At 69.0% G+C, this 10,668-nt stretch carries 10 protein-coding genes and 1 riboswitch; of the genes, 1 reads left to right on the top strand and 9 read right to left on the bottom strand.

The features are described from left to right. Positions 1-208: 208 nt before the first annotated feature. From ACLJT4_RS41800 to ACLJT4_RS41775, 6 genes are all read right to left on the bottom strand, one after another. Positions 209-1,582, bottom strand: a complete 1,374-nt coding sequence (locus ACLJT4_RS41800; RefSeq protein ID WP_411130372.1) for an aminotransferase class V-fold PLP-dependent enzyme — start codon at positions 1,580-1,582, stop codon at positions 209-211. A gap of 195 nt (positions 1,583-1,777) precedes the next feature. Next, positions 1,778-1,895, bottom strand: a riboswitch (SAM riboswitch). Between the two features lie 79 nt (positions 1,896-1,974). Next, positions 1,975-3,039, bottom strand: a complete 1,065-nt coding sequence (gene trpD / locus ACLJT4_RS41795) for an anthranilate phosphoribosyltransferase (protein WP_411130371.1) — start codon at positions 3,037-3,039, stop codon at positions 1,975-1,977. A gap of 144 nt (positions 3,040-3,183) precedes the next feature. Continuing rightward, on the bottom strand, positions 3,184-4,821 hold the full coding sequence (locus ACLJT4_RS41790) for a cytochrome b (RefSeq protein ID WP_016572315.1): 1,638 nt from the start codon (positions 4,819-4,821) through the stop codon (positions 3,184-3,186). Beyond that, positions 4,818-5,861: a Rieske 2Fe-2S domain-containing protein gene (locus ACLJT4_RS41785; RefSeq protein WP_411130369.1), complete on the bottom strand. Its 1,044-nt coding sequence runs from the start codon at positions 5,859-5,861 to the stop codon at positions 4,818-4,820. Before ACLJT4_RS41785 ends, ACLJT4_RS41790 begins: the two co-directional genes overlap by 4 nt. Continuing rightward, positions 5,858-6,667, bottom strand: coding sequence for a c-type cytochrome (locus ACLJT4_RS41780; protein ID WP_016572313.1), 810 nt, complete (start codon positions 6,665-6,667; stop codon positions 5,858-5,860). Before ACLJT4_RS41780 ends, ACLJT4_RS41785 begins: the two co-directional genes overlap by 4 nt. A gap of 76 nt (positions 6,668-6,743) precedes the next feature. After that, positions 6,744-7,364: a heme-copper oxidase subunit III gene (locus ACLJT4_RS41775; protein ID WP_016572312.1), complete on the bottom strand. Its 621-nt coding sequence runs from the start codon at positions 7,362-7,364 to the stop codon at positions 6,744-6,746. A 283-nt stretch (positions 7,365-7,647) separates the two neighbouring features. Between ACLJT4_RS41775 and ACLJT4_RS41770 the strand changes: the two genes are divergently transcribed. Next, positions 7,648-8,061: a hypothetical protein gene (locus tag ACLJT4_RS41770; RefSeq protein ID WP_411130368.1), complete on the top strand. Its 414-nt coding sequence runs from the start codon at positions 7,648-7,650 to the stop codon at positions 8,059-8,061. A 42-nt stretch (positions 8,062-8,103) separates the two neighbouring features. Here the strand turns inward: ACLJT4_RS41770 and ACLJT4_RS41765 are convergent, their stop codons facing one another. The 3 genes from ACLJT4_RS41765 to ACLJT4_RS41755 all read right to left on the bottom strand — a co-directional run. Further along, complete coding sequence (locus tag ACLJT4_RS41765) at positions 8,104-9,381, bottom strand: Ig-like domain-containing protein (RefSeq protein ID WP_411130366.1); 1,278 nt, start codon at positions 9,379-9,381, stop codon at positions 8,104-8,106. 131 nt (positions 9,382-9,512) lie between these two features. After that, positions 9,513-9,911, bottom strand: a complete 399-nt coding sequence (locus tag ACLJT4_RS41760; protein ID WP_016572309.1) for a cytochrome c oxidase subunit 4 — start codon at positions 9,909-9,911, stop codon at positions 9,513-9,515. Next, positions 9,908-10,668: cbb3-type cytochrome c oxidase subunit I (locus tag ACLJT4_RS41755; RefSeq protein ID WP_411130364.1), on the bottom strand; the 761-nt coding region annotated here is incomplete at its 5' end. The genes ACLJT4_RS41760 and ACLJT4_RS41755, both read right to left, overlap by 4 nt.

Raw genomic sequence — 10,668 nt, 5'->3', positions numbered from 1 at the left:
GGGGCGGGCCGGAGGGGGTGGTGTGCAGGACGTAAAGCGCAGCAGTCCTGCACACCACCCCCGCAGGCCCGCCACCGCACCCAACAGCCCCGCGCAGCGGACAACGCCCCGCGCCGCAGGCGCAAAAACAACAACCCCCACGGCCGGATGGCCGACCACGTGGGAAGAGACCCGCGCCGCCAGGCGCAACGGCCAAAAACGTGGGAAATCAAACGCCCCGCGCCGGCACGCAACGGCCGTCTTCCACCTGGTAGTTCCAGCGGGCGCCGTCCGTGACGAGTTCCTTGACGGCGCGGACGAAGCGGTCGACGTGCTCGTCGGGCGTGCCGGCGCCGAAGCTGACGCGGATGGCGTTGAGGGAGCGCTCCCCGGGGGCCGCCTCCGGGGCGCCGCACTCGCCGGGTTCCTGCGGTTCGCTGCCGAGCAGGGTGCGGACCAGCGGGTGGGCGCAGAAGAGGCCGTCGCGGACGCCGATGCCGTATTCGGCGGAGAGGGCGGCGGCGAAGTGCGAGCTGTTCCAGCCCTCGACGACGAAGGAGAGGACGCCTACGCGGGGGGCGTCGTCGCCGAAGAGGGAGAGGACGCGGACCTCGGGGACCTCCGCGAGGCCCGCCCGCACGGTGTTGATGAGTTCCTGTTCGCGGGTGATCAGGGTGTCCCAACCCGCCTCGGTGAGCGCCTTGCAGGCCGAGGCGATGGAGTAGGCACCGATCACGTTGGGGGAACCCGCTTCGTGCCGGGCGGCGCTCGTGTGCCACTCGACGTCCACGCCGCCGTCGGCCCGGCGGGCGACCTTCCGGCTGGCGCCGCCGCCGGCGAGGTACGGCTCGGCGTCCTGGAGCCAGTCTGCTCGCCCGGCCAGTACGCCGGCGCCGAACGGCGCGTACAGCTTGTGGCCGGAGAACGCGACCCAGTCGACGTCGAGTTCCGCGAGGTCCACCGGGTGGTGCGGGGCCAGTTGGGCCGCGTCGAGCACGATCCGGGCGCCGTGGGCGTGCGCGGCGGCCGCCAGTTCCCGCACCGGCCACAGTTCGCCGGTGACGTTCGAGGCGCCGGTGACGCAGACCAGCGCCGGGCCGTACGGCTCGCGGGTGGCCAGCGCCTGCTCCAGGGTGTCGACCGCCTGCTGCGGGGTGCGCGGCGCGTTGAGGTAGGTCACGGAGACGTCCGCGCGGCGCTCCCAGGGCAGCAGCGAGGCGTGGTGCTCGGTCTCGAAGACGAACACGCGGGTGCCCTGCGGCAGGGCCGCGGCCAGCAGGTTCAACGAGTCGGTGGTGGAGCGGGTGAAGACCACCTGGTCGTCGGTGCGGCAGCCGAGGAAGTCGGAGACGGTCCTGCGGGCGTTCTCGAAGAGGTCGGTGGAGAGCTGCGAGAGGTAGCCGGCGCCGCGGTGGACGCTGCCGTAGTACGGGGCGTAGGCGGCGACGTCGTCCCAGACCCGCTGGAGCGCCGGCGCGCTGGCGGCGTAGTCGAGCGCGGCGTAGACGGCCTCGCCGCCGGTGACCAGCGGGACCAGGACGTCCCGGCCCAGCACGGGCAGCGGGGCACAGACGGAACGGTCGGCGGCAGCGGAAACGGACATGGCGAACTCCCGGGAGGCATGAGCGAATTCGCTGCGGCGGGGGGCGTCGCACGGTACGCGGAAGGTACGCAGGACCCGCCCGGCACGACGCCGCAGCGTGGAGAGAAAAGGGTGGCGCGGAAAAGGGGCCGTGGGCCCTAGCGCATTCGCTTCATCACGGAAGGGCTCCCTCGGGGACCAGGATCCCTGGCGAGGGATCCGCGCTTGCCGCAGACCTCGCTGCCTGCGGCCTGGTCATCACCCGGGGCACCCCGCCACGGAAGGAGGGTTGCCGGACAGCGGGCCGGGGCCTACATCGCTGTCACTCGTGACCTGCGCAGAATCATGCCACACGATCATTCGTGCGCAAGTCCCGGTCCGCATTACGGACCGGGACGTGCGTCACATCGTCGTCAGGCGTTGCTGGCCGCGACCCAGCGCTCCAGCGAGCGCTTGGCGGCTCCCGAGTCGAGCGCCGCGGCGGCCTTGTCGAGGCCGTCGCGGATCCGCTCGGTCAGCGGGGCGTCGGAGGGCGCCAGCGCGGCCAGCGCGGCCGCGGAGTTCAGCAGCACCGCGTCCCGCACCGGGCCGGTCTCGCCGTCGAGGAGCCGCCGGGCCACCTCGGCGTTGTACGACGCGTCGGCGCCGCGCAGCGCCTCCACCGGGACCAGGCCGATCCCGACGTCGCGCGGGTCGAAGGGTTCCTCGCGGACCCGGCCGTCCTGCACGATCCACACCCGGGACGTGGCGGTGGTGGTCAGTTCGTCCAGCCCGTCGTCGCCGCGGAAGACCAGTGCCGACGAGCCGCGCTCGGCCAGCACGCCGGCCAGGATCGGCGCCATCCGGGCGTCCGCGACGCCGGTGGCCTGGGCCTTGACCCGGGCCGGGTTGGTCAGCGGCCCCAGCACGTTGAAGGTGGTGCGGATGCCCAGCTGGCCGCGGGCGGCCGCCACGTGGCGCAGGGCGGGGTGGAACTTGGCCGCGAAGCAGAAGGTGATCCCGGCCTCCGCGGCGACCTCGACGACCCGTCGCGGCGTGAGGTCGAGGTTGACGCCCAGCTTCTCCAGGACGTCGGTGGCGCCGCTGGCCGAGGACGCGGCGCGGCTGCCGTGCTTGACGACCTTGGCGCCGGTGCCGGCGACCACGATCGCCGACATGGTGGAGATGTTGACGGTGTTCGCCCCGTCGCCGCCGGTGCCGACGATGTCGACGCTGGGGCCGGGCACCTCGATCAGGCTGGCGTGCGCGTACATCGTCCGGACCAGTCCGGAGATCTCCGCGACGGTCTCGCCCTTGGCGCGCAGCGCCACCGCGAAGCCGGCGATCTGCGCGTCGGTGGCCTCGCCGCGCATGATCCGGTCCATGACCCAGGCGGTGTCGTCGGCGGTGAGGTCGCGGCCGTCGAGGAGGGCGTTCAGTACGGCCGGCCAGGAGCGGTCCGCCACGCTGCCGCCGCCCACCGGGGTCACAACGTTCATGGTCCACGCTCCTGGTTCGTCACCTGCTTGTGCCGCTCACCCTATCGAGCCGTGGGTATGCCGGAGGGCCCCGTCCTATCCGTGGACGGGGCCCTCTGGGTGGCGTACTACCAGCGGTGCGCGGCGGTGCCGCGCCCGCGGGGATCAGTGGTGGCCGTGGCCGCTGGTGATCTCCTTGTACTCCTCGACGGTCGGCTTGGGGATGACGTTGTCCTCGCCGTAGTAGCCCTTGGAGAGCTTGGCGCGCAGCTTCTGCGTGCGCTTGAGCTTGCGCCGGACGCCGTTCTCGTCGACCTCGGGACCGAGTTCGAGCGGCTCGGGCTGCTCGTGCTGGGTCAGGACGTGCAGCTGCTCCTGGTTGAGCGGCTCGTGGACCTCGATGAACTCACCGTGCGGCAGGCGCTTGATGATGCCGGACTCGCGTCCGTGCAGCACCTTGTCCTTGTCGCGGCGCTGGAGACCCAGGCAGATCCGCTTGGTGGCGATGAAGGCCAGCACCGGTCCGACGAAGAACGCGATCCGGACGAACCAGGTGATCGAGTTGATCGACAGGTGGAAGTGCGTCGCCCACAGGTCGTTGCCGCCACCGATCAGCATCACGAAGTACGCGACGAGCCAGGCCACGCCGAAGCCGGTGCGGGTGGGCACGTTGCGCGGGCGGTCCAGGATGTGGTGCTCGCGCTTGTCGCCGCGGACCCAGGACTCGATGAACGGGTAGACCGCGATGGCGACCAGGACCAGCGGGAAGACCAGGATCGGGATCAGCACGCCGAAGTTGATGGTGTGGCCCCAGAAGTTCCACTCCCAACCCGGCATGACGCGCACCAGGCCCTCGGCGAAGCCCATGTACCAGTCCGGCTGCGCACCGGTGGACACCTGGTCCGGCCGGTACGGGCCGATGGCCCACACGGGGTTGATGCTGGCGACCGCGGCGATCACCGAGATCACACCGAAGACCAGGAAGAAGAAGCCTCCGGCCTTGGCCATGTAGACCGGCAGCAGCGGCATGCCGACCACGTTGTTGTTGGTCTTGCCGGCACCCGGGAACTGCGTGTGCTTGTGGTAGAAGACCAGGATCAGGTGCGCCACCAGCAGACCGAGCATGATGCCCGGCAGCAGCAGCACGTGGACCGTGAAGAACCGCGGGATGATGTCGTGCCCGGGGAACTCGCCGCCGAAGATGAACATCTGCAGGTACGAGCCGACCAGCGGCATCGCCAGGATGACGCCCTCGATGAAGCGGACACCGGTGCCGGACAGCAGGTCGTCGGGGAGCGAGTAACCGGTGAAGCCGGTGAACATGCCCAGGACGAACAGCAGGAAGCCGAAGAGCCAGTTGACCTCACGCGGCTTGCGGAACGCACCGGTGAAGAACACCCGCATCATGTGGACCATCATCGCGGCCAGGAAGACCAGCGCCGCCCAGTGGTGGATCTGCCGGATCAGCAGACCGCCGCGCACGTCGAAGCTGATGTTCAGCGTCGACTCGAAGGCCTGGGTCATCCTGATCCCGTGCATCGGCACGTAGGACCCGTGGTAGGTGACCTCGGCCATGCTCGGGTGGAAGAACAGCGTCAGGTAGACACCGGTCAGGATGATGATGATGAAGCTGTAGAGCGCGACCTCACCCAACATGAAGGACCAGTGGTCCGGGAAGATCTTGCGCATGTTGGACTTGGCGAGGCTGTAGATGCCCAGCCGGCCGTCGGCCCAGTCGGCGATCCGCTCGCCCCGTGGCGCCTGGCCACGGCGGGTAGTGGTCGCGGTCGTCTCGTTACTCATCCGCGCTCCCAGAAGCTCGGGCCGACGGGCTCCGCGAACTCGCTTGCGGCCTCAAGGAAGCCGTCCTTCACCGTGATGTGCAGCTGCGGCAGAGCGTGGCCGGCCGGGCCGAAGATCACCCGACCGCCGTCGGAAAGGTCGAAGGTCGACTGGTGGCAGGGGCAGAGCACGTGGTGCGTCTGCTGCTCGTACAGGCTGATCGGGCAACCCACGTGGGTGCAGATCTTCGAGTACGCGACGATGCCCTCGTGCGACCAGGCGAGTTCCTGCTTGTCCTTGATGTTCTGCGGCTGGATCCGCACGAGCATCAGGGCGTCCTTGGCGATCTTGTTGGCGAAGTCCTCGTCGTTCTCCTCCAGGCCCTCGGGCTTGGCGAACGTGAGGGAGCCGACCGCGATGTCCTCGGGACGCAGCGGGAGGTTCGTCGACTGGTTGACCAGGCGGACGCCCTTCTTCCAGCCGGTGGTCCGCAGCTTCTTCTCGGGCAGCGGGCCGAGGTCGCGCAGCAGCACGACGCCGGAGAGCGGCACCAGGGCCAGCGCGCCGAACATCGTGTTGCGGATCAGCTTGCGCCGACCGAACTGCGACTCCTTGGCGCCCTGGGCGAAGTCCGCCAGGACCTTGGCCTTGACGTCGGGGGTGGCCTCGATCGGGTGCCGCTCGTCGGCGACCTCCTCGTCCGACATCAGCGTGCGGGCCCAGTGGACCGCGCCGGCGCCGATGCAGAAGAGCGCCACGCCCAGGGTCAGACCGAGGGCGAAGTTCAGCCCGCTGATGTGACCGAGCGGGAAGATGTAGACGATCTTGTCGATCGGGATGGCCACGTACGACGCGATGAACGCGACGGTGGCGAGCATCGACACCAGGAAGAGCATGGCGACGGTGCGCTCGGAGCGCTTGGCGGCCCGCTCGTCGATGTCCTGGATGCGGTGCTCGTGGGGCGGCAGCCCGGGGTCGGCGAAGGGGTTGCCCGCCTTCCCCACCGCGCCCTCGTGAGGCGTCTCCCGCTCACTGGGAAGGTTTTCTTCTGTCTCACTCATGACTTCTTGGCCTTCGTAGTCCGGGCTGCGACCCAGATGGCGACCGCGACACACGCACCCAGGCCGAAGATGTAACCGAAGAGACCTTCGGTCACCGGGCCCAGACCGCCGAGTTCCATACCGCCGGGGCTCGCGGTCTTGTCGCCGTTGACGGCGCCGAGGTACGCGACGATGTCCTTCTTGTTCTGCGGGCTCAGCGTGCCGTCACCGAAGGAGGGCATGTTCTGCGGGCCGGTCTGCATGGCCTCGTAGATGTGCTTCGGGTCCACGCCCTCAAGGGTCGGTGCGAACTTGCCGTTGGTGAGGGCGCCGCCCTTACCGGTGAAGTTGTGGCACTGGGCACAGTTGGTGCGGAACAGCTCGCCGCCCTTGCCGATGTCGGCACCGTCGGCGCTGTACTGCGCCTTGTCCGGCACGGACGGGCCCGGGCCCAGCGACGCGACGTAGGCCGCGAGCTGGTCGATCTGGGCGTTGTTGTAGATGTTCCGCTTCCGCGGCACCTGGGCGCCGGGCTGCTGGGCCGGCATACGGCCGGTGCCCACCTGGAAGTCGACGGCGGCAGCACCCACGCCGACCAGGCTCGGCCCGTCAGAGGTGCCCTGACCGCCGGTGCCGTGGCAGCTTGCGCAGCCCACGGCGAAGAGCTTCTTGCCCTCCTTGATGGCAAGAGACTGGGCGGTGTCATCGGCTTGAGCCTTGTCCGCCGGCGCGAACGCGGCGTACAGCCCCCCAGTGACCGCCAGCGCGAAGAGTAGGACGACGAGCGCCGCCAGCGGATGGCGCCGTCGTGCGGAGAGCTTTTTCACGGATTACCCCGGTGTCAGGATCTTCTGCGTCGATGCTTGGCTGTGTCTGTCCGATATGCGAGTCCGGTCGGACCTCTTACCGGATCAGGTAGATCGTGGCGAAGAGGCCGATCCAGACGACATCGACGAAGTGCCAGTAGTAGGACACGACGATGGCCGCGGTGGCCTGCGTGTGGGTGAACCTCTTGGCCGCGTACGTCCTGCCCAGGACCAGCAGGAAGGCGATCAGACCGCCTGTCACGTGCAGTCCGTGGAAACCGGTGGTCAGGTAGAACACCGAGCCGTACGGGCCGGACGAGAGCGAGAGGCCCTCGTGCTTGACCAGCTCCGTGTACTCGAAGACCTGACCGCCGATGAAGATGGCACCCATGATGAAGGTGATCGTGAACCAGGTTCGCAGCTTCTTGACGTCGCCGCGCTCGGCCGCGAAAACGCCGAGCTGACACGTCAGCGAGCTGAGCACCAGGATCGTGGTGTTGGTCGCGGAGAACGGAAGATTCAGCGCATCAGCGGAGTGCTTCCAATACGCCTCGCCCGTCACCGATCGAAGGGTGAAGTACATCGCGAAGAGGGCCGCGAAGAACATCAGCTCGGAACTCAGCCAGATGATGGTTCCGACGCTGGTGAGGTTCGGCCGATTGACCGACGGGTGCGCGTGCCCGGTTTCTACTGTCGTTGCTGTCGCCACGACCGACATTATGTCGGTCGCTTATCCCGCCCTCACTCCGGGGGGTGCCGTTCGGTGTGTCAAGGCCGTATGCGCTGCTCGTTCGGGCCGGCTCGACGGTCGCTCGAAGGGGGGAAGTGCGCGGCGTCGGACGGCGCACGGACCCTGGGAAAGCCGCTCCTGACGGGCCGTCGACCGCATTTCGGGGCCGTACGCCCTCTCCTGCCCGGGGCCCGTCCGGGAGTAGCATCGCGCAACGGTTTGATCAGGAGCCGTATCCGCTACGTAGGTCCGCGACAAAGGTGGAGGAACGATGCAGGCGACTGCCACGGTGCTGGTCTACAGCGACAACGCCAACACCCGCGAGCAGGTCCGGCTGGCGGCCGGACGGCGCCCGGCCCCCGACGCCCCGCAGATCGAGATCCTGGAGTGCGCCACCGCCCCGGCCGTGCTGGAGGCCCTGGAGCAGGGCGGGATCGACGTCTGCGTCCTGGACGGCGAGACGGCTCCGGCGGGCGGCATGGGCGTCTGCCGGCAGGTCAAGGACGAGATCTTCCAGTGCCCGCCGGTGCTGCTGCTGATCGGCCGTCCGCAGGACGCCTGGCTGGCCACCTGGAGCCGTGCGGACGCCGCGGTGACCCATCCCGTCGACCCGGTGGCGTTCGCCGACGCGCTGGCCGGTCTGCTGCGCCGGAGGCGGCTCGTCCAGAACGTGGTGCCGGCCTGACCGAGGCGCTCGAAGGGGCCGTGAACGGCCCCTGAGCGGCCCTCAGACCTGCGGGCGGAGCCGGGCGTCGGCGGCGGGGTTCTGCTGCCGCTCGGCCGCGCCTGTGGTCGTGGCGGCCTGGTTCTTGAGCGCGCTGCCGGCGCGCCAGTCCTTCCAGGGCATGTTCCAGTCGCCGAAGCCGTTGTCGAACGGCGTCATGGTGGCCCCGCCGCTGTTGACGACCTTGACGACGTCGCCGACCCGGACGGTGTTGAAGAACCACTGGGCGTTGCCGGTGGACATGCCGGTGCAGCCGTGGCTGACGTTGGCGGCACCCTGGGAGCCGACCGACCAGGGGGCGGCGTGCACGTACTCGCCGCTCCAAGTCACCCGGGTGGCCCAGTAGACCGGCAGGTCGTAGGCGTCGGAGCTGCCGGCGGCGATGCCGACGGTGGCGCTGCGCATCCGGACGAAACTCTCCTTGCCGAGCACGACCTTGACGCCGTTGCGGGTGGAGAAGCCGGGCTTGCCGGTGGTGACCGGGATGGTGTTGATGGCCTTGCCGTTGCGCAGCACGGTCATCTGGTGCGCGGCGGCGTCGGTGACGGCCTCGATCCGGTCGCCGGTGGTCAGCCGGATCGGCTTGGCGGGGCCGCCGTAGAGCCCCCCGGCGATCTTCAGGCCGTCGAGGTTGCTGTGGACCGCGACGGCGGCGTGGGCGGGCCAGTAGTCCTTGGGGCGGAAGTGCAGCTTCTTGCCGTCCACCCAGTGCCAGGAACCCTCCACCCGGGGCGTGGAGTCGACCTTCAGGGCGCTCTCGACGACGGCCCGGGCCTTGGGGTCGGTGACCGGCTTGCTGAGCTCTGCGGTGACCGGCTGGCCGACGCCGTACTCGCCGCTCTCCGGGCCGAACTTGACGGTCAGCCGGTCGTCCGCGTCCTTGGTGTTGACCACCAGGGTCTTGCGGCCCGGGGTGCCGTCCTCCTCCTCGGTGCTCACCTGCACCGTGTAGCGCGTGCCGGCGGCCAGGGGCACGGTGGTGCGCCAGTGCCGGCCGTCGGCGCTCAGTTCGCCGCGGACGTAGCGGCCGGTGGAGTCGGTGGCGGTCACGTCCGTGATCCGCGAGTCGTCGCCCTTGAGGGAGACCTCAAGCGGCTTGTCGGGGTCCGCCTTGTGCCTGCCGTCCGCCGGGATGTTCGCGGATATCTGGTCGGACGCGTCGTAGGGGTTGGCCGAGAGCGATTCCGACGACGAGCCCCCGCACGCGGTGGTGCTCACCGCGAGGGGCACGAGCAGGAGGCCGCAGCTCAGCACCGTCCGGGTTCGAGGTCTGTAACTCATGCCCCCAAACGTACGAAGGATCCCTTTCGGCGGCGCGCTGGAGGACTGCAAACGGGTCGGGCCCGGACACCTGTTGGGGTGTCCGGGCCCGACCCTGCGGCGTGTCTGCCGCGGTTCTCTCGTGGTGCGTACTACTGGGTGCGGTTCTCGCCGCGGTAGTACTCGAAGACCCAGCCGAAGAGGGCCGCGAGGATCACCGGGAGGGAGAAGTACAGCAGCCAGAAGCCGAAGACGACGCCCAGGAAGGCGAGCGCGCCACCGATGCCGAGGAAGAGCGGCTGCCAGCTGTGCGGGCTGAAGAAGCCCAGCTCACCGGCGTCGTCCGCGACCTCGGCGTCCTCGTTGTCCTGGGCACCCGCGTCGATCCGCCGGGCCGTGAAGGCCAGGTAGTAGCCGACCATGATGCACAGGCCGAAGGCCAGGAAGAGCGCCGTGGTACCGGCCGGCTCCTTCGACCACACGCCGTAGACGACCGCCATGGCGAGGATGAAGACGCTCAGCCAGATGAACATCTTGCCCTGGATCTTCACTTGCCCGCCTCCTTGCCGCCGGCCAGCGCCTTGTCACCCTCGCGACCGTTCTGCAACGCGTCCAGCGCCGCGATCTCCGGGTGGTGCAGATCGAACGCCGGGGATTCGGAGCGAATGCGCGGCAGGGTGAGGAAGTTGTGCCGCGGCGGCGGGCACGAGGTCGCCCACTCCAGCGAGCGGCCGTAGCCCCACGGGTCGTCCACCTCGATCTTCTCGCCGTACTTGGCGGTCTTCCAGACGTTGTAGAGGAACGGCAGGATCGACATGCCCAGCAGGAACGAGCTGATCGTGGAGATGGTGTTCAGGGTGGTGAAGCCGTCCGCGGCGAGGTAGTCCGCGTAGCGGCGCGGCATGCCCTCGGCGCCCAGCCAGTGCTGGACCAGGAACGTGCCGTGGAAGCCGATGAACAGCGTCCAGAAGGTGATCTTCCCGAGCCGCTCGTCGAGCATCTTGCCGGTGAACTTCGGCCACCAGAAGTGGAAGCCGGCGAACATCGCGAAGACGACCGTGCCGAAGACGACGTAGTGGAAGTGGGCCACGACGAAGTACGAGTCGGAGATGTGGAAGTCCATCGGGGGCGACGCCAGGATGACGCCGGTCAGACCACCGAAGGTGAAGGTGATCAGGAAGCCGATCGCCCAGAGCATCGGCGTCTCGAAGGACAGCGAGCCCTTCCACATCGTGCCGATCCAGTTGAAGAACTTCACACCGGTCGGGACCGCGATGAGGAATGTCATGAAGGAGAAGAACGGCAGCA

This window comes from Streptomyces sp. x-19 (assembly GCF_046549115.1).
In the GTDB taxonomy this organism is placed as follows: Bacteria; Actinomycetota; Actinomycetes; order Streptomycetales; family Streptomycetaceae; genus Streptomyces; species Streptomyces albulus_C.
This window is presented reverse-complemented; position numbering and strand designations above follow the sequence as displayed.

Bases quoted from the DNA above. Each gene is read 5' to 3' on its own strand.
- ACLJT4_RS41800 (WP_411130372.1), bottom strand. From the start codon at position 1,582: ATGTCCGTTTCCGCTGCCGCCGACCGTTCCGTCTGTGCCCCGCTGCCC.
- trpD (WP_411130371.1), bottom strand. From the start codon at position 3,039: ATGAACGTTGTGACCCCGGTGGGCGGCGGCAGCGTGGCGGACCGCTCC.
- ACLJT4_RS41790 (WP_016572315.1), bottom strand. From the start codon at position 4,821: ATGAGTAACGAGACGACCGCGACCACTACCCGCCGTGGCCAGGCGCCA.
- ACLJT4_RS41785 (WP_411130369.1), bottom strand. From the start codon at position 5,861: ATGAGTGAGACAGAAGAAAACCTTCCCAGTGAGCGGGAGACGCCTCAC.
- ACLJT4_RS41775 (WP_016572312.1), bottom strand. From the start codon at position 7,364: ATGTCGGTCGTGGCGACAGCAACGACAGTAGAAACCGGGCACGCGCAC.
- ACLJT4_RS41770 (WP_411130368.1), top strand. From the start codon at position 7,648: ATGCAGGCGACTGCCACGGTGCTGGTCTACAGCGACAACGCCAACACC.
- ACLJT4_RS41765 (WP_411130366.1), bottom strand. From the start codon at position 9,381: ATGAGTTACAGACCTCGAACCCGGACGGTGCTGAGCTGCGGCCTCCTG.